General features: G+C 41.1%; 15 protein-coding genes and 3 pseudogenes. 10 read left to right on the forward strand and 8 right to left on the reverse strand.

What is annotated here, in order from left to right; translation table 11 throughout:
• Positions 1–42: 42 nt before the first annotated feature.
• The gene (gene cysK, locus B3J29_RS12535; protein WP_004785600.1) at positions 43–1,041 is read right to left on the reverse strand and encodes a cysteine synthase A; all 999 of its coding nucleotides are present in this window, start codon (positions 1,039–1,041) and stop codon (positions 43–45) included.
• Positions 1,042–1,332: 291 nt separating this feature from the next.
• Here cysK and B3J29_RS12540 point away from each other — a divergent pair, with 291 nt between their 5' ends.
• Both B3J29_RS12540 and B3J29_RS12545 read left to right on the forward strand, forming a co-directional pair.
• Complete coding sequence (locus B3J29_RS12540) at positions 1,333–1,653, forward strand: ArsR/SmtB family transcription factor (RefSeq protein ID WP_004785598.1); 321 nt, start codon at positions 1,333–1,335, stop codon at positions 1,651–1,653.
• Between the two features lie 206 nt (positions 1,654–1,859).
• Complete coding sequence (locus tag B3J29_RS12545) at positions 1,860–3,608, forward strand: SulP family inorganic anion transporter (protein WP_004785597.1); 1,749 nt, start codon at positions 1,860–1,862, stop codon at positions 3,606–3,608.
• Between the two features lie 208 nt (positions 3,609–3,816).
• Here the strand turns inward: B3J29_RS12545 and B3J29_RS12550 are convergent.
• A protein-coding gene (locus B3J29_RS12550; RefSeq protein ID WP_155757228.1) for an IS5 family transposase occupies positions 3,817–4,639 on the reverse strand; the annotation gives its coding sequence in 2 pieces (ribosomal slippage) (positions 3,817–4,257 and positions 4,259–4,639; 822 coding nt in all).
• Between the two features lie 168 nt (positions 4,640–4,807).
• Here B3J29_RS12550 and sstT point away from each other — a divergent pair.
• The 3 genes from sstT to B3J29_RS12565 are packed head-to-tail and all read left to right on the forward strand — an operon-like array spanning position 4,808 to position 7,273.
• Entirely contained in the window at positions 4,808–6,004 is a 1,197-nt protein-coding gene (gene sstT, locus B3J29_RS12555) for a serine/threonine transporter SstT (protein WP_004785593.1), read from the forward strand.
• 42 nt (positions 6,005–6,046) lie between these two features.
• A complete protein-coding gene (locus tag B3J29_RS12560) occupies positions 6,047–6,721 on the forward strand; it encodes a YoaK family protein (protein WP_004785592.1) in 675 nt (224 codons plus the stop codon).
• Between the two features lie 15 nt (positions 6,722–6,736).
• Positions 6,737–7,273, forward strand: coding sequence for a DUF2058 domain-containing protein (locus tag B3J29_RS12565; RefSeq protein WP_004785589.1), 537 nt, complete (start codon positions 6,737–6,739; stop codon positions 7,271–7,273).
• A 190-nt stretch (positions 7,274–7,463) separates the two neighbouring features.
• Here B3J29_RS12565 and B3J29_RS12570 read toward each other — a convergent pair whose 3' ends face one another.
• Positions 7,464–7,793: a hypothetical protein gene (locus B3J29_RS12570; protein WP_004785588.1), complete on the reverse strand. Its 330-nt coding sequence runs from the start codon at positions 7,791–7,793 to the stop codon at positions 7,464–7,466.
• 429 nt (positions 7,794–8,222) lie between these two features.
• On the opposite strand from B3J29_RS12570, the gene B3J29_RS12575 reads away from it, so the two are divergent.
• The 5 genes and pseudogenes from B3J29_RS12575 (at position 8,223) to B3J29_RS12595 (ending at position 14,858) form a co-directional block, all read left to right on the forward strand.
• Complete coding sequence (locus tag B3J29_RS12575; RefSeq protein ID WP_004785585.1) at positions 8,223–9,482, forward strand: mechanosensitive ion channel family protein; 1,260 nt, start codon at positions 8,223–8,225, stop codon at positions 9,480–9,482.
• Between the two features lie 244 nt (positions 9,483–9,726).
• Positions 9,727–11,583, forward strand: coding sequence for an ABC transporter ATP-binding protein (locus B3J29_RS12580; RefSeq protein ID WP_004785584.1), 1,857 nt, complete (start codon positions 9,727–9,729; stop codon positions 11,581–11,583).
• A 376-nt stretch (positions 11,584–11,959) separates the two neighbouring features.
• Positions 11,960–12,988, forward strand: a complete 1,029-nt coding sequence (locus B3J29_RS12585) for an AraC family transcriptional regulator (protein ID WP_286965725.1) — start codon at positions 11,960–11,962, stop codon at positions 12,986–12,988.
• Positions 12,989–13,070: 82 nt separating this feature from the next.
• Positions 13,071–13,445 (forward strand): glycine cleavage system protein GcvH, encoded by a 375-nt coding sequence (gene gcvH, locus B3J29_RS12590; RefSeq protein ID WP_004280423.1) that lies wholly within the window; start codon positions 13,071–13,073, stop codon positions 13,443–13,445.
• 335 nt (positions 13,446–13,780) lie between these two features.
• Positions 13,781–14,858 (forward strand): annotated as a pseudogene (locus tag B3J29_RS12595) (MFS transporter).
• Positions 14,859–14,932: 74 nt separating this feature from the next.
• Here the strand turns inward: B3J29_RS12595 and B3J29_RS12600 are convergent.
• The 5 genes and pseudogenes from B3J29_RS12600 to B3J29_RS12620 form a co-directional block, all read right to left on the reverse strand.
• The gene (locus B3J29_RS12600; protein ID WP_004785573.1) at positions 14,933–16,129 is read right to left on the reverse strand and encodes a PilT/PilU family type 4a pilus ATPase; all 1,197 of its coding nucleotides are present in this window, start codon (positions 16,127–16,129) and stop codon (positions 14,933–14,935) included.
• Between the two features lie 399 nt (positions 16,130–16,528).
• A pseudogene (locus B3J29_RS12605) lies at positions 16,529–17,707 on the reverse strand (PilT/PilU family type 4a pilus ATPase).
• 246 nt (positions 17,708–17,953) lie between these two features.
• Positions 17,954–19,003 carry a 3-deoxy-7-phosphoheptulonate synthase gene (locus B3J29_RS12610; RefSeq protein WP_004785567.1) on the reverse strand — a complete coding sequence of 350 codons (1,050 nt, stop codon included), beginning with the start codon at positions 19,001–19,003 and terminating at the stop codon, positions 17,954–17,956.
• 551 nt (positions 19,004–19,554) lie between these two features.
• Complete coding sequence (locus B3J29_RS12615) at positions 19,555–20,085, reverse strand: hypothetical protein (protein WP_004785566.1); 531 nt, start codon at positions 20,083–20,085, stop codon at positions 19,555–19,557.
• A gap of 208 nt (positions 20,086–20,293) precedes the next feature.
• Positions 20,294–21,423, reverse strand: a pseudogene (locus B3J29_RS12620) (S-(hydroxymethyl)glutathione dehydrogenase/class III alcohol dehydrogenase).
• Positions 21,424–21,442 lie beyond the last annotated feature (19 nt).

Raw genomic sequence — 21,442 nt, forward strand, 5'->3', positions numbered from 1 at the left:
ATCTATTTCAGGACAAGACAGTGAAGCTAATTTGTTAAATATTTACTCAGCCGAAATATCTTCAAAAAGAATTGAAGATAAATAGCGCTCACCACCATCTGGCAGAATCACCACGATATTTTTGCCTGCATTTTCAGGACGTGCAGCCAGTTGCGCAGCTGCAGCCATTGCAGCACCACTTGAAATACCGACCAAGATACCTTCTTGAGTTGCAGTTTTACGTGCCCATTCCACTGCATCGCTACTGGTAATGGCAATCACTTCATCTACCAGATCCAGATCCAGGTTCTTTGGAATAAAGTTCGCGCCAATACCCTGAATTTTGTGTGGTCCTGGAGTGAGTGTCTCACCACGTTTTGCCTGACCAATAATGGCAGATTCAGCCGGCTCTACAGCAACTGAATAAATCGGCTTGTTTTTCACTTTTTCAAAAAAGCGTGAAATACCGGTAATCGTACCGCCTGTGCCTACACCCGCTACCAGAATATCGACATTACCTCCAGTCGCTTCCCAGATTTCAGGACCGGTCGTCTCTTCATGGATTTTCGGATTGGCTGGATTTTCAAACTGTTGTGGCAGGTAATACAGTTCAGGATTTTCATTCACCAAACGTTGTGCTTCTTCTACGGCACCTTTCATACCTTTGGCTGGATCTGTCAGTACCAGATTGGCACCTAAAGCCTTAACCACTTTACGGCGTTCTATACTCATGCTTGATGGCATAGTTAAGGTAATATCATAGCCTTTAGCCGCTGCTACAAATGCCAGCGCAATACCGGTATTACCACTGGTTGGCTCGACAATGTGCATGCCCGGCTTCAATTTACCTGACTTTTCTGCATCAGCAATCAAGGCTGCGCCAATACGGCATTTCACCGAAAATGCCGGGTTACGGCTTTCAATTTTCGCAAGTACAGTCGCTCCGCCAGAAATGGCACGATTGATACGAACCAGAGGGGTATTACCAATCGCCTCTGCATTATTGCTATAAACCGCTATACCTAAATTGGCAGGTGTTGGAAAAGCTGAATCTGTAGTCATTAGAATATCCTTGATATTATTCGCCAAGATGTATTTACATGATACAAGCATTTTTCGGCTTTGTAGATGCCTGAAACGAGATGGGATCACGATAGCAGTTTGAAATGAAACATCTTCTTCGCAAAAAACCGGAACACGATAAAATTATCTTATATTTTAATTAGTAAATTATAACTATTCTTGATAACACAATTCATTAAAAACCATAGTAATTCACGCTTTCTATCCATCAATTCACGCTGTTCGAGTCGTATAATTCGCGGGCTGTAATTGTATAAATGGACATAGTAAATGAAAACCGATCTTGAAATTGCCGCGATGCGGGATTCAGCTCAACAGGTTGTCGGTATTTTAAAGTTAATGGCCAATACGGACCGACTGCTCATTTTATGTCATCTCTCCCAAAATGAACTGAATGTCTCTCAAATTGAAGAGATTACCGAGATCAGACAGCCAACCCTGTCTCAGCAGCTCATGATTTTGCGTAAAAGCGATGCGGTAAATACCCGTCGAGACGGTAAACAGATCTATTATTCGATCAAAGACCAGAATCTGGTAGAAATGTTAAACAAGCTTTATCAAATCTACTGTGTAAATCAAGCAGTCGCTTAAAGCTGTAATTTACCTCATTCGTCCTGTTTTATTTTAAAGCGATCTGCCTGATTTAAACTTTCTCTATTGAACGTTTTAAGTCTTTTGCCTGGATCCTTTGTCTCCTCATTCATTTTTTAAAATGTGAATGATCACCTATTTATATCCTAAGACTTCTTAGCAGAATTTGTGCATAATATATCTATATTTGTGATTTAGTCCTGTATATGCCAAATTTTAAGTCTAGACTGCTCAATAGACTCCCTGCCTGGTCATGGTTAAGTCAGTACAACCCGGTGAAATTAAAATCGGATGTATTGGCTGCCCTGATTGTCGTTGCGATGCTGGTACCACAAGGGATGGCCTATGCCATGCTGGCAGGCTTACCACCGATTATGGGACTCTATGCCAGTATTCTGCCAATGATCATTTATGCCTTATTGGGCGGCAGTACGACTTTATCGATTGGACCAGTGGCGATCATTTCCATGATGACCTTTGCCACACTGAATCCTTTATTTGAAGTGGGTTCTCCGGTCTATATTGAAGCAGCAACTTTATTGGCATTGATGGTCGGCATTATTTCCCTGCTTTTGGGTGTGTTCCGTTTCGGCTTTTTAATTCAACTGATCAGCCATCCCGTCATTCAGAGTTTTATTATTGCTTCGGCTTTATTGATTGCTTTTGGTCAGTTCAAGTTTTTGGTTGATTTACCTTTAAAAGCCAATAATATTCCCGAGCTAGTGAAAAGCCTGGTTGAATATTTGCCACTTTTGCATCTTCCGAGTCTGATCTTTGGCCTGCTTTCTATCGGTTTACTGGTTTATCTGCCGAAACTATTAAAATCCCAAACCATACAAAGCCGGATCGGTTCGACTGATTTTCTGGTTCGGGCAGTTCCACTGATTCTGGTTTTTCTCGGTATTGCAGCCGTTCTTTTTTTAGACTTAAAAGTTCAGGGAATTAAAACTGTCGGAGAAATTCCTTCAGGCTTTCCGCCTTTGTCTTTCCCGCACTGGAACTGGGAACTGGTGATAACCTTATTACCGGGTGCCAGCATGATTGCCATGATCAGTTTTGTGGAATCTCTCTCTATTGCTCAGGCAACGGCGCTACAGCAACGTAGCAATTTAAACAGTAACCAGGAACTGATTGCGCTCGGTGTAGCCAATATCAGTGCCGGAATCAGTTCCGCCTTTCCTGTAACCGGTAGTTTATCACGTACTGTGGTTAATGCTGACGCTGGCGCCAAAACACCTTTGGCTGGCGTATTGTCTTCTTTATTGATTGTCGTGGTCAGTCTGTTCTTTACCAGCTTCTTTGAGGATCTACCACTGACCATTCTGGCTGCAACCATTATTGTGTCTATTTGGAAACTGGTTGATTTCCAGCCTTTCGTCGATGCATGGCGTTATTCCAAAGCTGATGGCATTGCCATGTGGATTACTTTTTTTGGTGTAGTATTACTGGATATCACCACTGGCCTGATCGTCGGGATTATTTCGACCTTTATTCTTATGCTATGGCGCATCAGCCGTCCTCATATTGCAGTCGTGGGTTTGGTTGAAGGGACCCAGCATTTCCGGAATATCCAGCGTCATCAGGTGATGACCTCTGATCGGGTTCTGTCTTTGCGTATTGATGAAAACCTGAGTTTTTTAAATGCACATAGTCTTAAAGGTTATCTGATTAATCAGTTAAGTTTAAATGACAAGTTAGAGCATGTGATTTTGAACTGCTCCAGTATCAGTGCGATTGACTTGAGTGCCTTGGAAACGCTGGAAGAGCTCAATGCTGAATTATCCAAACTAGATATTCGCCTGCACTTTGCAGAAGTGAAAGGCCCGGTATTCGACCGCTTGCAGGCCTCCAAACTCATGACACATTTGAGTGGACGGATTTATCTGACCCATTTTCAGGCGATTCAGGATCTGGCACCGGAAATTTTCGAAAAGCCTCAGCATTATATGATTTAAGATTTTTCAATTCTTTGCATGATAGACATGCTGTCATGCAAAGAATTCAACTGAAATATAACTGGAAATGATTGATTTAAATTCTATATTCATCTAAAAAATAAAGATTAAAAACCGATCAGTAAATCTGGCCAATTCTAAGAATTTTGTATGGAAATAATACGATCAAGATAAAAAACCATCTTAATTAGACCTCTTGCGAAAGTCGTTATTGCAAATTTATCCGATTTACCAGTGCAGCGATTAAGTTAATACGTAAACCAAATCTTTTCCGTCTATTTCGATAGCGTCCACTTAATATTCTGAATGTTTTCAATTGACTATTGATGTGTTCGATCACAACCCTTATTTTCCCAATCATCCTATTGTACTTTTTCTCAACATCAAATAAGGGGAAATTCTTCTTTTTCTTTATTGGCATCAATACCTTAAAACCATGTTGCTCTAATCCGTAGTACCCTAAATCGGTCATCACATATTTACAATGCTTGAATTTATTAACCGTCTTTCTTGCTAGTTTAATGTCATGTTGACTGCCATTCGATATATCTAGCCCTATGATTTGTTTGCTCTTCGGATGATAGATCACTTGGGCTTTTAACGTATGTTTCTTCTTTTTACCACTGTAGAACTTACTCTGATTTTTTTTTCGGGCGTTCTATTAAACATTCTGTCGCATCAATAATTACCCAGTTAAAGTGTTCGTCTGCTGTGGTAATGCTTCGTTTTGGCAGGGTAAAACGTCTTGATTTCATCAAGGCATCTTCAACCTTTTTAATAGTTCGATTCACGTTACTTTCAGCGATATGGTAATTTGCAGCTAATTCCAGTTGAGTGTTGTAGTTACGTAAGTAATTGAGAGTTAATAACAACTGATCCTCTAGAGCTAAAGTATGAGGACGACCTGATTTCTTTTTGAGGGATTCTGCTTTTTCTAGAACCTCTACCATTTCAGTAAAAACATGTCGAGGTACGCCAACCAAGCGTTTGAATTCAGAATCTGAAAAACGATTTAATTTCTGATATCTCATGAAACTTATATTGGGGTGCTTTCTACTTTCGCAAGAGGTCCATTATTTATTAATTTTCAGTTACTTAAATATTATCTAAAAATATATTTTAAGCGATCCTTAATTTAAGTATAAAATAACGCAAATTTTTTTCGCATTTAGCCCTCGTAATTTTCACAAGGCAACCTTATGTTTTCTGCCCTATCGCGTCTGAGTTTAGTCTCCCGAATCATCATCGCCATTATTCTAGGCGTTGGTGTGGCTCTGTTATTTCCTGAAGCTGCACCTTCCTTAAGCCTGTTAGGTGATCTGTTTATTAAGGCACTAAAATCCGTCGCGCCAGTTCTGGTTTTCATTCTGGTTCTTGCATCAATTGCAAATTTCCAGGTTGGCCAGACTAATTCAACGATAAGACCTATTATGCTGATGTATGCTGTAGGCATGTTCCTGGCAGCACTAAGCGCTGTCATCGCCAGTATTTTATTTCCAAGTACATTGTTCCTGGATATTGCAGCGCAAGGTGATTTACAGCCACCAGGCAGCTTAGGTGAAATTCTCAAAAATCTGGTGCTGAGCTTTGTGGCGAACCCGGTGGTTGCCATTGCTGAAGCGAATTTTATTGGGATTCTGGCATGGTCAATTGCGTTAGGGATTGCCTTCCGTCATGCATCGCACACGACTAAAACCTGTCTGAATGACGCTGCCAATGCCATCAATTATGTAATTCGTCTGGTGATCAGCTTTGCACCAGTCGGTATTTTTGGTCTGGTTGCCGTGACTTTTGCCGAAGCCGGTCTGGATACTCTGACTAGTTACGCGCATTTATTAGCTGTTTTATTGGGCACGATGGTATTTGTAGCCTTGGTGATTAACCCATTAATGGTCGGTTTCATTACCCGTCGTAATCCGTATCCACTGGTGTTTACCTGTTTACGTGAAAGTGGCATTACCGCGTTCTTTACCCGCAGTTCTGCTGCCAATATTCCGGTAAACCTGGACTTGGCAAAACGCTTAGGTGTGAAAGAGACTACTTCAAGCGTAGCAATTCCTTTAGGTGCAGCAATTAACATGGCCGGTGCATCAGTGACGATTACCGTGTTGTCTTTAGCTGCAGTAAATACTTTAGGTGTTAATGTTGACTTCACCACTATGCTAATTCTTTCTATCGTAGCGACTGTGTCTGCGTGTGGTGCTTCAGGTGTGGCTGGTGGTTCACTATTGCTGATTCCCGTGGCTTGTGGCCTGTTCGGGATTTCTTCAGATATCGCAATGCAAGTGGTGGCAATTGGTATGGTGATCAGTGTATTGCAGGACTCTACCGAGACTGCACTCAACTCATCTACCGATGTTTTATTTACAACAGCAGTAGACCGCGCTACAGATTGATTTTATATTGAAGAATCAAGATGTTTTGCTAATGATATTGCCATGCCATTACAGCGTTTACCATCGTGGGTTCAACTGGGTGCATTCTTCCTTGCGGTAAATGCCGGAATGATTAATGTATTAGGACTGGTGACCGTGTTGCATCAGTCCGTTTCACATATGACCGGTAACGTTAGTATGCTGGCAATGGCGCTGCTGGACTGGCAACCACGCCAGATTCTGTATCTGATTCTGGTTACGCTCTGTTATGTGATTGGCTCGATGTATAGCGGGCTGATTTTAGGAAATAGTCACTTTCGCTTGGGGCACCTGTATGGTTATCCTTTAAGCCTGGTGGCTTTTTTTATATTCATTTGCTGGCTATTATTGCCCTATTTCCCGCGTTATGCCTTGTTATGGGCCTGTGTCGCGATGGGCGTACAAAATGCCATGGTCAGTCATTATAAAGGTGCGATTATCCGGACCACACATCTGTCTGGTGTACTGACAGATTTAGGTCTGGCTATGGGCTATCGCCTGCGTGGTCTGGTAGTAGAATCCCGTAAAGTGATCCTGCATATGCTGATCTTGGTCGGCTTTTTAATGGGCGGCATACTTGCCAGCTGGATTTATCCTTATTTAAAATTAAATGCATTCCTGGTCCCTACAGCGTTAAGCCTGCTGCTTAGCCTGACCTATTGGGTGATCTATTTACGTTATCGACATCAACACGACTAATTTCTGGAAACTCTCATGGTTAAAAATGCATTACAGGCACAATTGTTAAAGGCAGGCTTGGTCGATAATAAAAAAGCCAAAAAACTGTCTAAACAGGCTGTACATGAAAAGCGCACAGGCGACAGTAAAGAAGCCGAAATCAAGGCAAAGATTGAGCAGGACAAACAGGAAAAGCTGGCTAAAGACCAAGCGATTGAACAGGCGAAAAAAGTCCAGTTGCAGGAAAAAGAACTCAAAGCGGCCATCATGCAGATGATTAATCAGCATAAAATCCGCGATACGGATGGTGAGATCAGTTATCAGTTTATTGATGACAGCAAGATCAAGAAAGTTTATATCAACCAGCAGATTTATAATGCACTGGTCGCTGGCAGTCTGGTGATTGCACGTGAAAATGAGAGTTATGCCTTCCTGCCTAAAGCTCTGGCGGATCGCATCAATTCGAAAATGGAAGGCTTTATCATCGTGAATAATTCAGAGAAAAATGAAGAAACCACTGATGAAGAAGACCCATATGCAGCTTATGTGATTCCTGATGATTTAATGTGGTAAGTACATTTTTCTTAAAAGCACAAATAAAAAACCGGCATATTTACCGGTTTTTTTATCTGTTTAATTTGATCTATAACAGCTTATCTTTATGCTTATTCTTGTTTTAATAGATAGCAAACTTCACTCGCTTCAAATCCTATTTGGAAACTTCAGATTTCGTATAACAGACCTTAGATGAAAGCGTTAATAACTAAAATTTAGTATGTAAATATTCAATAAATCCCTCAATTTTCTTAATAACGTATAAGCAGATATGCAAAGGACTCACGTTATTTTGCTGAGCTTTTTCTACCCTATACTTTGCTCTTTCTAAGAGTGCTATTACATAATATATAGAGCTTTTAAGGATTTTTTTCGGATCTTTTTTTGAATACAAGTAACAATCAATTTTTTCAAAAGATTCATCATTAACCACTATCTCTAATATAGTGTTATTAATTTCATAGCTTATTGATTGCTCAATATGTTCCAGTTCATAGAAATGTAGAGCTTGTGCTATAACTATTTGAAGATTTTTCATTTTTAATGATTAAGATTATATGATTTTAATCCTAGCACTATCCCCTATAAAAAGTAAGTATATAAAATTTAAAATAAACATTAAGTTATGTTGAATTAACATAATAAACGCTATACCAAATTCTTTTAATTCACTTTGACCTTTTTAATTTTTTAAAGTTTAAAAAGAAGTATAGGAATACCAAGTTAGGCTGTTCTATCGATTTTTCACGTTTCCTAGCCATTAGCCAATCAATTTTCATTGATCTATTCAATCTGAATTAACCTCAAAGAAAAAATACAGTTTCGATAAGATAAAAATAAATGCCTGAATAGTGATTAAGTTTGTAGCCTCTAATAAAGATATGTTTTAAAAGGTTATCCAAGATTAAAAAATTGCGTTTGAACCTATAAACTCTAACAAATTTTTTGAGTTAAAGAGAAAGATCAGTTGGAACAGTTTAATTTTATTCAGAATATTCGAGATTGGGCCGATCAGTACCCATGGCTGGAAATGTTATCTTCACTGAGTATTGTGATTTTACTGGCCATTCTTGCCAATGTGTTTGCCAAACAGATTGTTGTACGTGGCATCCGTCAACTGATTTCCAAAATGCCCTTTGCCAATAATCAGATTTTTGCTGAACATAATGTGATTCGCCGGATTTCCAATATTGTTCCGGCAATCGTGATCATGAACGGGATTACCACTGTCCCGCATTTATCCGATAAAGTACAAACTTTTGTACAAATGGGTGCTCAGGCGTTTATTTTCCTGACCATTGCTCTGGCACTCGGTGAGTTACTAAATATCTTTAACCTGATTTATCAGCGTAATCCCAAGTCACGCAACAAGCCGATTAAAGGTTATTTACAGCTGGTCAAGCTGATCATCTTCATTGTTTGTGGCTTGATGATTTTAGGCACTTTCCTGAAAAAAGATGTATTCACCTTACTTGCCGGTTTTGGTGCGATGGCTGCTGTCCTGATGCTGGTCTTTCAAAATACGATTCTGTCACTGGTCGCTTCGGTTCAGATTTCATCTTATGACATGGTACGTATTGGTGACTGGATTGAAATGCCGACCCTAAACGCCGATGGTGATGTCATTGATATGTCATTACACACAGTGACTGTGCAGAACTTTGACAAAACAGTGACCACGATTCCGACCAATAAACTGGTGACTGATACCTTTAAAAACTGGCGCGGCATGCAGGAAGCGGGTGCCCGCCGGATCAAACGTTCAATTCATATTGACCAAACCAGCGTGCATTTCATGACGGCTGAAGAACAGAACAAACTGAAAAATTTTATCCTGCTGGATCAATATCTGAATACCAAATCAGAAGAACTAGAGAAGTTTAACCAGCAGCTCCAGCACCATTCACAATACAACCAGCGCCGTCTGACCAATTTAGGCACGTTCCGCGCTTATCTGGAATTTTATCTGCAACAGCATCCCGGTATTGCCAAAAATTTCTCGTTAATGGTGCGTCAGTTACAACCGACTAGCGAAGGCTTGCCACTGGAAATTTATGCTTTCACCAATACGACGGTTTGGGCAGAGTATGAAAATATCCAGTCAGATATCATGGACCATATTCTGGCGATTATTCCGGAATTTGGATTGAAGGTGTATCAGGCGCCTTCTGGAAGTGATTTTAAGGAATCTTTTAACGCGAGTTCTTCATCTCCGATTATCACTTAAACTAATCTCTCAACTTAAGCCCGAAATAATCTCTTATTTCGGGCTTTTTATTCAGTATTTAAAATGAATTCAATCTCTTATTTTTGGTCTTCATATTATTTGGTATAAATCTGGTATGAGTTTTTGCTCTGCAACCTAAAGTTTGATTTGGTTAAACATTTGTGGCAATTTCACTCAAATTCAGACTTAAAAAGCAGAATCCTTTATAATTTTCGCAAAGAAAATACATGATAAGAGTACGTGAATGTTTCGATGGCTTGAACGGCTGGTAGATCCCTATCCCACCAAAAACCTGAATCAACCTTTACCCACCAGGTTTTTTCCCTTTGTCTGGCAAGCAGCCTATGGGGTACGCCGTTATTTACTGATTCTGGTGCTATGTACCGCGGGTGCAGCCAGTTTTGAGGCCTTACTGTATTCAAAAATTGGCGATCTGGTGAACTGGTTGAGTCAAAGTCAGCCAGAAACTTTTTTAGATCAACATGCCAGCAACCTGACCTTATTAAGTATTATCTTGCTGGCTAATATCCTGTTTGCCAGTGCCCAGTCCCTGATCAAGCATCAGATTTTATATAGTAATTTCCCGATGCGTCTGCGTTGGCGCTTCCATAATTTATTGCTCAAACAGAGTTTGGACTTCTTCCATAATGACTTCGCCGGACGTTTATCCGCCAAAGTCATGCAAACGGCGCTAGCGATCCGGGAATTCTGGGTCATTTTGGGCGATATGTTGGCCTATGTGCTGATTTACTTCGTCACAATTAATATTGTTTTGGGTGCCATTTCACCCTTACTTATTTTGCCGCTTATGGTCTGGCTATTACTGTTTATCTGTGCTGCCTGCTATTTCATTCCAAGATTAAGCAAGATTTCATCCTTACAAGCGGATGCACGTGCAGTCATGACCGGACGTGTGACTGATGCCTATACCAATATTCAAACCGTAAAACTGTTTGCGCATGCAGGTCGCGAAAGTCAGTATGCCAAATCCTCCATGCAGGAATTTATGGTTACGGTGTATAAACAGATGCGTCTGGGCGCTCAATACGAAATCAGCATTCTGATGCTGAGTGTTGTGCTATATGCAGGTGTGCTGGGAACTGCGATCTGGCTCTGGATGCAAGGTCAGGCGCAGCTAGGGATTATTGCAGCCACCACAGCGATGGTGTTAAAGCTCAATAGTATTGCCGAGTTTATGATGTGGCAGACCTCTGTCCTGTTTGAAAATGTCGGTACTATTCAGGACGGGATGAAAACTCTAGGTCGTCGAATCAATATTCAAGACAAAGAAGATGCGAAAGAACTGCAACTGAAACACGGTGAGATTAAATTCGATAATGTCACTTTTGCCTATAATGAAAAACCGGTCATTGACCAGTTTAATCTGACCATTCGTCCGGGTGAAAAAATCGGCATCGTAGGTCGTTCCGGTGCCGGTAAATCAACTCTGATTCAATTGTTACTGCATTTCTATCATCTGAATCAGGGCCGTATTCTGATTGATGGCCAGGATATTGCCGATGTCACTCAGGACAGTCTGCGTAAAAATATTGCGCTGGTCACTCAGGATACGTCTTTGCTGCATCGTACCGTTGCTGAAAATATTAAATACGGTCGTCCAGGTGCGACTGATGAAGAAATGTTTGAAGCTGTACGCAAGGCCAAAGCAGAAGAATTCATTCCGAATCTGACTGATTTGCGTGGCCGTAGAGGCTATGACGCCTATGTAGGTGAACGTGGCGTGAAGCTTTCTGGTGGACAGCGCCAACGTATTGCCATTTCCCGGGTATTCCTGAAAGATGCACCGATTCTGATTCTGGATGAAGCCACCAGTGCGCTGGATTCCGAGGTCGAAGCGGCTATTCAGAATAGTCTGGATGACTTGATGCAAGGTAAAACGGTTATTGCCATTGCACATCGTCTTTCTACCATTGCCCAGATGGACCGTCTGATTGTAATGGATCAAGGTAAAATTGCTGAGCAAGGTACGCATGATGAACTGGTGGCCATAAACGGGATCTATGCGCAGTTATGGCAGCGTCAAACCGGTGGGTTTTTGGTACAACAACATGTCAAATCTGACAGCTTGCATGAAGCATAATTGCTCTCTATTCAGTAGTAGCTAAGCTCTACAACAGAAACTGAAGCATTCTATTTGAGTCACTTGAATAGTAATGCTTTGGTTTGCTTTTATGGGAATATCAACTATTCCACAGGCATTTTTAAATTCCAGATTACTCAAAAAACAGCCCTATTCTGAATTAATAGAAATCTGTAGCCTTAAAATTAAATACCTAAAATATCTCTGGTTTACATTGATTTCCAACTTTAAATTAGGCTACTCTGCTTGAAGTCGATTGAAATTTTCTTGTGGAAATAGCCGCAGCTTTGTCCAACAATTTTTATCAAGAAAATGGTTTTTTCATACCAATATGAAGTGAAAATAAAAAAAATTGAATGAGTGCAACGGATCGCGCATGAAAATAATAGCTCCACGCCAAGACCAAGGTATTCCAGGTGTATACGGTCTCTTGCTTCTCGATGTCATTTCCCGCTGGGGGTATAATAATGAGTCGCTTTTTAAACCTTTTGGCCTGACCAGTGAACAGTTGGCAGATCCTGATTACCGTATTCCGACACCAGTGGCCAATGAACTGGTCAAGCATGCCCTGAAACTCACTGGTGAACCGACATTGGGTTATCACTTAGGTACCCAGATGCGGATTTCGATTCATGGCTTTATCGGTTATGCCATCATGACGGCGAATAATATTACCGAAGCTCTGGTGCTGGCGAACCGATTCATTCAGTTACGTTTACCCTTCCTGCAGTTATTTTTCTCGACCTTTGGCGCTAAGGCAACGGTACAGCTGCAAACTGATATTCAGCTTGAACCGCTTCGTACAGAAATTTCGATTGCCCTGATGATTGGTCTGATCAGTATGGCTAAGGCTATTACAGAGGTTAACGATGCAACCGGAGAAATTGACTTTGATTTCAAAAAGCCGGAAGGTTTTGAGCGCTTTATGGCAAAATTTCCTACGCATCAGTTCCGTTTTGAACAGCCCCATTTAATTTTAAGCTTTGATAAAAGTTACCTGATGAACAAGCTGGTACATGCTGATCCAATTGCCAGCCAGATTGCGATTAACCAGTGTGAAGCCGAATTATCTGCTTTAGGTGAACGGCACCGGATTGCCATGCGGGTACGGGATATTCTGACTCATTCCGAACAGCATTATCTGAGTATTGAAAGCGTAGCTGAACGCCTGCACATGTCAGATCGAACCTTAAAGCGTCAGTTGGCCGCTGAAGGTACTTCTTTCTCTACGCTGGTGGATGAAGTGCGCTACCGGCATGCCACTTCCTTATTATCCCGTACAGACTTTACTCTGGAGCAGATCGCTGATGAACTTGGCTATAGTGATGTGGCCAATTTTAGTCGGGCGTTTAAGCGCTGGAGTGGTCGTAGCCCGAGCAACTGGCGTAAAGATCCTTATTTATAAGCAAGGATAAACCTTTTGTTTTGGCCAAAAAGAATGTATAAAACATATCAAAAATGATCTTAAGATTTTTAAGGAGTTATCAATGAATCATCCTGCAGAATTAAAGTACGCAAGTACACATGAATGGGTGCGCATTGAGGGTGATCTTGTTGTGACCGGTATTTCCGACCATGCACAGGATGCGTTAGGTGATCTGGTCTATGTAGAAGCACCAGATCTTGATTCACATATTACTGCGGGCGAACAAGCCGGTGTCGTTGAATCTGTCAAAACGGCTTCCGATATTCATGCACCGGTGTCTGGTGTAGTGGTTGAAATCAATCCTGATCTTGAAGATGATCCTGATTTTATTAATGACGACCCATATGGCAAAGGTTGGATCTATAAAATCAAACCGGACAATATGGCAGATGTTGAAAAGCTGCTTTCCAATACAGAATATGAAGCTGGTCTCTAAGCCGGTTTAAATTTAGAAAATCAGCCTTCGGGCTGATTTTTTTATTAAAGATCAATCGCCGCATTTCCTAGTTCAAATTAAATTTCATGTATTTATCATGAAATATCATTGTATTTTTCACTTATTTTTCCTAAAGTCTTGATCATATTCACTTCGCTCCTGAATAGGTCGCGCTTATTTATAACAATAATTTCCCATGCTGAGCCCAGCGTCTTACAGCATATCATTTTAGGAAAATCATGAACGCCAATGCAGCGCCATTATGGACCAAGTCATTTATCCTTTGTCTGGCCAATAACCTGTTTTTATTTATTTTCTATTTTGCACAAACTACAATTTTACCAATTTATATCCTGAAAGAATTAGGCGGAAACTTAGCCCAAGCTGGTCTGGCCATGACTTTGTTTATGATTTCAGCGATTGCGGTACGTCCATTTAGCGGCTTAATTATTGAAAAATTGGGTATCCGTAAAACCCTGATTGTTTCTGGAATCTTTTTCAGTCTATTTTCCCTAGCCTATTTGCTTGCCGATAAGCTGACGACCTTATTTATCATCCTTTTTTTGCATGGGATCTGGTTTAGTATTTTGACTACAGTCTGTGTCCCTGTAGTAAATCAGTTTATTCCAGAACAGCGTAAAGGCGAAGGCATGGGCTATTACGTCATGTCAGTCAATCTGTATTGTTCTAGGACCATTGATTGGCTTAAGTCTGATTGAATACTGGTCTTATTTTCAGATCACAACGCTGCTTATTGCATTAGTTTTTATCGGATTTGCTTTCTGCTTAATGATTCCGGTCAAAGAGCCTGAGCACATCATTCAAACTATTCCTGAGAAAAAAGGACTGGCGTTGTCTGATGTTGTAGAAAAGAAAGCATTGCCTGTTGCTGTTCTGGCAGCTCTGATTTCTTTCTCTTATGCCAGCATCATGTCTTTTATTGCACCTTTTGCTGCCAGTAAAAACCTGATGGCTTATGCCAGTTTATTCTTTGTCGTATTCGCCATTTCCATGATGAGTTTACGTCCGATTACCGGAAAAATTTACGATCGCAAAGGTCCACAATATGTGATTTATCCTGCGCTATTAGTATTTAGTTTAGGACTTTTTTTACTCAGTCAGATTCAGACGTTGTGGGGATTCCTGCTGGCTGCGGTATTGATTGGTGTCGGTTTTGGTAGCGCACAACCTTGCATCCAGACACTGGCCATTCAACGTGCACCGAAACACCGAATTGGTTATGCGACTTCGACCTTTTATACCTTTTATGATGTAGGAATTGCGGTCGGCTCGCTCCTGATTGGGGTGCTTATTGCGACTTATATTTATCAGTTCGCCTTTATTCTCTGTAGTTTACTCACCCTATGCAGTATTGTTTACTTTAAATTGGTCGTTCAAGTTAAGACTGCCTAATACAAGTTAATGTCTAAATATAATAAAAAACAGGCAGATGAACTGCCTGTTTTAATTCTGACACGAGGATGTATTTATTCAGATGCTGAAGTATTTTCTTGTTCTTTTTCTTCAGCTTTCGGTTCTTGCATCATCGTGAATTGTGTTGCTTCTCCGGCAGCAGGATTATCTTGGCGGTTGCTTTTCAGCTTGATCTGTAAACGTAATTCATTAGTCGAATCGGCATTACGCAATGCTTCCTCATAAGAAATCTCACCCTCGTTATACAGGTCAAATAAGGCCTGATCGAAAGTCTGCATGCCCAATTCACGAGATTTGCCCATAATAGCTTTCAGCTCATGAAACTCACCTTTTAAAATCAGATCAGAAATCAAAGGTGTATTTAACATGATTTCAATCGCAGCCCGACGGCCTTTCCCATCCTGAGTACGAATCAGACGCTGGGAAATAATTGCCTTCATATTCGAAGATAGATCCATCAATAACTGATTACGGCGTTCTTCCGGGAAGAAGTTAATAATCCGGTCCAAAGTCTGGTTAGCATTATTGGAATGCAGTGTGCCCAGACATAAATGTCCGGTTTCGGCGAAGGCAATTGCGTGTTCCATGGTTTCAGTATCGCGAATCTCACCAATCAGAATCACATCAGGTGCCTGACGCAAGGTATTTTTCAACGCATTGTGCCAGGAATGGCAATCTACCCCGACTTCACGGTGAGTAATCATAGATTTCTTGTGCTTATGCACATATTCCACTGGGTCTTCCACGGTAATAATATGCCCTGCAGAATTTTCATTGCGGTAGTCGATCATCGCTGCCAAAGAGGTCGATTTACCTGAACCTGTTCCTCCCACAACCAGTACCAGACCACGTTTTTCCATAATCACGTGTTTCAATGATTCTGGTAATTTCAGTTTCTGAAAATTTGGAATTTCTGCCGTAATGGTCCGGATCACCATCCCAACCTGAAGCTGTTGTACGAAAACATTTACCCGGAAGCGCGATACACCCGGCACGGTAATCGCGAAGTTACATTCTAGTTCGGCTTCAAACTCTTGACTCTGTTTGTCATTCATCAAGCTATAGGCAAACAGTTTGGTTTTTTCAGCAGTTAGCGTCTGTTGTCCAAAAGGCTTCATTAAGCCCTGATGTTTGATACTTGGTGGAAAATCTGCGGTAATAAATAAGTCTGAGCCCCCATATTCCACTACTTTGGTCAGCATGTGATGCATGAATTTTTTTGCTTCGTCCAACAGTTCTGCCGTGAACATTTTCTTCCCCTGGAAATACACAATTACATGAATTTAAATGCTTGATTCATGCCAATATCATTTGATTTTTATTGTGCAGCGTTTTTTTAAAAGCCTCAAATAGATTTGATTTATAAAGAAAATATTCTTAAATAATTATGTGATTCAGTTCAATAAAATATCAACTAAGTTGACATATTTTGGTTTTTAAAACCATTTTACTTTAAAAGAATATTACTATGAAAAAGATCATATTCAGAATAAATGCAAGACAGTGAAACTGAATTCACCAGACAAGTAAGGATAAAATTAAAAATTTAGATAGGTGGCCGAAAGCTGCCTGTCTTAAAAGCCACCATTAAAGAAGATTTATGACTCATTGTATTGAGCTGAATAGTAGTCTGTTTATTAAAAAAAAGATTAATCAGTAGAAAGTGCACGCGATCTGGACTGTTCCAGAAGTGAAATCTGTGCATTTTCTGCCTGTAAAACAGGATTAATACGGCTGCTCTTCAGCTTGATTTGCAAACGTAATTCATTGCTGGAGTCTGCATTACGCAAGGCTTCTTCATAAGAAATAATGCGTTGGTTATATAAATCAAATAATGCCTGATCAAAGGTTTGCATGCCCAGTTCCCACGAACGAGCCATAATCGTTTTAAGCTCATAGAATTCACCTTTACGAATCAGGTCAGAAACTAAAGGTGTATTTTACAGAATTTCTACCGCAGCCCGACGACCTTTACCATCTTCAGTACGAATTAGGCGCTGAGAAATCACGGCTTTGATATTGGCTGATAAATCTAGCAATAGCTGATTACGGCGTTCTTCCGGGAAGAAGTTAATAATCCGGTCCAGTGCCTGATCGGCATTATTGGAATGAAGTGTGGTAAGACATAAATGGCCGGATTCAGCAAAGGCAATTGCATGTTCCATACTGTCTGTATCGCGGATTTCACCATTCACGATGACGTCAGGTGCCTGCCGCATGGTATTAATCAGTGCATTGTGCCAGGAAACACAATCCACACCAATTTCCCGCTGGGTAATCATCGATTTTTTATGCTGATAGACATATTCCACCGGATCTTCGATTGTAATAATATGCCCTTCAGTATGCGTATTACGGTAATCAATCATAGCTACTAATGTAGTCGATTTTCCGACACCCGTTGCGCCGACTACCAGCACCAGACCACGTTTCTGCATGATGACCTGTTGCAATGAAGCCGTTAAGCCTAGTTGCTCAAAGCTTGGAATATCTGTCGTAATGATCCTAATCGCCATACCTACATTGTGCTGTTGCTGGAAGACATTAACCCGGAAACGAGACACTTTCGGGATGCTAATACTAAAATTGCATTCCATCACCGATTCAAATTCCTGAATCTGTCGCTCGTTCATCAAGGCATAAGCAAACAAACGGGTCTTATCGGCTGTGAATTTCTGCTGGCCAAACGGTTTCATTAACCCCTGCTGTTTGATACTGGGCGGGAAATCAGCTGTGCTAAAAAGATCGGAACCACCATATTCAACGACTTTGGTCAGCATATGGTGCATAAATTTACGTGCTTCATCGAGCAATTCAGTAGTATACATAGCAAGATTCCTGGGATCATGACTCATCCGCTGTATAAAAACAGTGTCAGACTGANNGTTATTGTTATTGTTTATTTTTTAAATTAATTATTTTTTATTCAATTTTTAAAATCGTTTTAATAATCATTGTTTTAATTTTCAAAATATCGAATAGTTTTCTTGAGTGTCCAAATATACACTTCTTAATACCCATATTCGATCATAATATCTTTCCCCAACGAATTGAGGAAAGACAAGACCGTCAGTTTAAGCGCTACGCTTTAAACTTTCGCATCGCAGTGAATCTGCCATATTTAACAATAATTGCTCGGTTTTTGTCCAGCCCAGACATCCATCAGTCACTGACTGGCCGTAAACCATATCTTCTGAGATTTTCTGGTTGCCATCGACCAGATGACTTTCGAGCATTACACCACGTACATTGTTGTGCAAACGTTCAGCAACGATCTGCTCCAGCACTTTAGATTGTAGCATTGGGTTTTTTGAACTATTGCCATGACTGCAATCAATAACCAGGGCCGGCAAATCGATTGAGTGTTTTGCTTTAATCTTTTCAATTTCAGACAACTGGTAGTTCGGACCACTATTTGAACCACGCAGGATCAAATGTGCTTTTGGATTACCTTGTGAGTTCAGGATACATGGCAAACCCGATTGACTCATCCCCAGGAACTGATGGGGGTTGGAAGCTGACTGAATGGCATCAAGAGCAATTTGAATCGAACCATCTGTCCCATTTTTGAAACCGATGCTGTACGGCATATGGCTGGAAATTTCACGGTGAATTTGTGATTCACTTGTACGCGCGCCAATCGCGCCCCAGGTCAATAGATCATCAAAATACGCCGTTGCCATTGGACTTAAGATCTCTGAGGCAATCGGCAGGCCCATGCCAATCAGTTTTAGGTACAGTGCACGAGATTTTTCCAGACCCAATTGCATATTGGATGAGCCATCGAGTTCTGGGTCATACAGGAAGCCTTTCCAGCCGACAGTAGTCCGTGGTTTTTCAATATAAGCCCGCATAACCAGGAAAATTTGATCTGAGACCTGTTCCTGAAGCTGTTTTAATTTTTCTGCATATTCCAGTGCGGAAGCTTCATCATGAATGGAACATGGTCCGGTAATCACCATTAAACGGTGATCTTTACCCTCTAAAATATTTTGAATAATTTGACGCTGTTCAGCGACTTGTACAGCCAATTGCGGAGACAGTGGCAATCGCTGCTTAAGCTGCTGTGGCAAAGCTAAAATGGTTTCTGTTTGATGTTGTTGTGATGTATTTGCAATATTCATGACTTTAAATCCTGGGACTGGCAATCAGTCCAAACTTTTATTTGAGCGTTATGGGTCTAATCGAAGATGTCGAAAGCGTCATTAGCTGGCTAAAGTAAGACCAATAAAAGTTGCTAAAGTATGAATAGTTAAAGTTTGTCATGTCTGTCTCCAAAAACTGTTAAATCACATGCATAAAAAAACCTGATCAGGGTTGCCGATCAGGTATTAACTGGTGGGCAACCTTTTTATTGCCCAAACGCATTCAGGCAATTATCTAAACTGCCAAAAATAAAAATAAGCGTTTGAAATGATAGGTTGCTTTAACATGTTTATGTCTTTCATAAAAATGTGAATCTGAAATTAAAATACGCGCTCTATCCAGTTTTGACAAGTAGTAAGTATAAAAAAATATTTATCAGTATTTGTACTTTTACTTATCGCCCTAGAATTCTAGCCTTTCAGTGATCAATTTTCAGATATTAATAATGAACAAAGTCGTGGAAGTCAGCGGACTTTGCCCATTTCCTTAAAACCAAGAGCATATTGGATCTTGGTTTTGGCATTTGCAATTAACGGGTTACGCGATTCCATGCATCACGTACTGCAAATTTTGCCTGTTCCCAGTTCAGACGTGACTGGCCTTTTACTTGCTCCCATTTTACTTTCAGATCGCTTTCTACGTCTTCAAAACGGGTATTAGCATCATATGCCCCACGGTTTTCATAACCGACACGATAGGCCGCATCATAGTCACGATCGTAATCTAAATCGCTATACGTGGTACGGGCATCTGAATAATAAGGGGTTTCAACGGCATTATCTCGCCAGAATGCTGCTTCTTCAGTCGGGTTCACAGCTTCGCCTACGCCTTTACCTGCCAGACCACCGACCACTGCCCCAACAACACCGCCTACTGCTGCACCGACCGGACCGCCTGCTGCACCGACCGCTGCACCTGCCGCTGCGCCACCTGCAGCACCAACACCTGTACCCACAGGATGAGCACCAGGTTCACCAGTAATTGGATCAGCATTTAAATCATCGCGGACATCTTTAGGCGCATTCTTAATTACATCACGATCAAAATTATCATTCGACATAGAGCTTATCCTTATTCTTTAAAATGGTTTTATCACGTATTTTCATACGTCCTATTTAATATAAGCATCTGGCATGTAATGACATTAGCAGGCGTGTGTTGTTTCAGTGACTCTCTGTGAGGCTTTCATGCACTAATGTATCTTGAATCAAGTGAAAGCCGTATAAAAAAGACCGGATTGGTACCGGTCTTTTTTAGATTAAAACAGCTTAGTCAAAATGAATGACTGTACGGATTGATTTACCTTCATGCATCAGGTCAAAAGCTTCATTGATCTGATCTAATGGCATCGTATGTGTCACAAATGGTTCTAATTGAATTTCGCCTTTCATGGCCTGCTCAACCATGCCCGGTAATTGAGAACGGCCCTTAACACCACCAAATGCCGTACCCATCCATTTACGGCCTGTGACTAGCTGGAATGGACGAGTCGAGATTTCTTTACCTGCACCTGCTACGCCAATAATCACAGACTGACCCCAACCGCGATGCGCACATTCTAGTGCTGAACGCATCACATCTACATTACCGATACATTCGAATGAATGGTCTACACCCCAACCGGTCATTTCAACAATCACTTGCTGGATCGGCTGATCATAGTCTTTAGGATTAAGGAAATCGGTCGCACCAAACTGTTTTGCCGGCTCAACTGTTTTGCCGGCTCAAATTTATCCGGATTGGTATCAATCACAATGATACGGCCTGCTTTAGCCTGACGTGCGCCTTGTACCACAGCAAGACCAATACCGCCTAAACCAAATACCGCAACACTGTCACCTTCCTACACTTTAGCCGTGTTATGTACCGCGCCAATACCTGTAGTCACGCCACAGCCCAATAAACACACTTGCTCATGGTTAGCTTCAGGGTTAATTTTCGCCAGAGAAACTTCTGCAACGACTGTATATTCAGAGAACGTTGAACAGCCCATATAATGATAAATTGGCTGGCCATTATAAGAAAAACGGGTAGTTCCATCTGGCATTACACCTTTACCCTGAGTCGCACGAACCGCTACACACAGGTTGGTCTTACCCGATTTACAGAACAGGCATTCACCACATTCTGCTGTGTAAAGTGGAATCACATGATCACCCGGTTTCAGACTCGTTACGCCTTCACCTACCTCAACGACCACACCCGCACCTTCGTGGCCTAAAATTGCTGGAAATACGACTTCCGGATCATCACCAGACAAGGTAAATGCATCGGTATGACATACGCCAGTATGGCTAATTTTTACCAGTACTTCACCTGCTTTTGGTGGAGCAACATCTACTTCCACAATTTCTAATGGCTGACCTGGGCCAAATGCAACCGCTGCACGTGATTTCATGTAAAACAATCCTTTTATT

It is taken from the genome of Acinetobacter sp. UBA5984, from assembly GCF_002429925.1.
GTDB classification, from domain to species: Bacteria; Pseudomonadota; Gammaproteobacteria; order Pseudomonadales; family Moraxellaceae; genus Acinetobacter; species Acinetobacter variabilis.

Bases quoted from the DNA above. Each gene is read 5' to 3' on its own strand.
- cysK (WP_004785600.1), bottom strand. From the start codon at position 1,041: ATGACTACAGATTCAGCTTTTCCAACACCTGCCAATTTAGGTATAGCG.
- B3J29_RS12540 (WP_004785598.1), top strand. From the start codon at position 1,333: ATGAAAACCGATCTTGAAATTGCCGCGATGCGGGATTCAGCTCAACAG.
- B3J29_RS12545 (WP_004785597.1), top strand. From the start codon at position 1,860: ATGCCAAATTTTAAGTCTAGACTGCTCAATAGACTCCCTGCCTGGTCA.
- sstT (WP_004785593.1), top strand. From the start codon at position 4,808: ATGTTTTCTGCCCTATCGCGTCTGAGTTTAGTCTCCCGAATCATCATC.
- B3J29_RS12560 (WP_004785592.1), top strand. From the start codon at position 6,047: ATGCCATTACAGCGTTTACCATCGTGGGTTCAACTGGGTGCATTCTTC.
- B3J29_RS12565 (WP_004785589.1), top strand. From the start codon at position 6,737: ATGGTTAAAAATGCATTACAGGCACAATTGTTAAAGGCAGGCTTGGTC.
- B3J29_RS12570 (WP_004785588.1), bottom strand. From the start codon at position 7,793: ATGAAAAATCTTCAAATAGTTATAGCACAAGCTCTACATTTCTATGAA.
- B3J29_RS12580 (WP_004785584.1), top strand. From the start codon at position 9,727: ATGTTTCGATGGCTTGAACGGCTGGTAGATCCCTATCCCACCAAAAAC.
- B3J29_RS12585 (WP_286965725.1), top strand. From the start codon at position 11,960: ATGAAAATAATAGCTCCACGCCAAGACCAAGGTATTCCAGGTGTATAC.
- gcvH (WP_004280423.1), top strand. From the start codon at position 13,071: ATGAATCATCCTGCAGAATTAAAGTACGCAAGTACACATGAATGGGTG.
- B3J29_RS12600 (WP_004785573.1), bottom strand. From the start codon at position 16,129: ATGTTCACGGCAGAACTGTTGGACGAAGCAAAAAAATTCATGCATCAC.
- B3J29_RS12610 (WP_004785567.1), bottom strand. From the start codon at position 19,003: ATGAATATTGCAAATACATCACAACAACATCAAACAGAAACCATTTTA.
- B3J29_RS12615 (WP_004785566.1), bottom strand. From the start codon at position 20,085: ATGTCGAATGATAATTTTGATCGTGATGTAATTAAGAATGCGCCTAAA.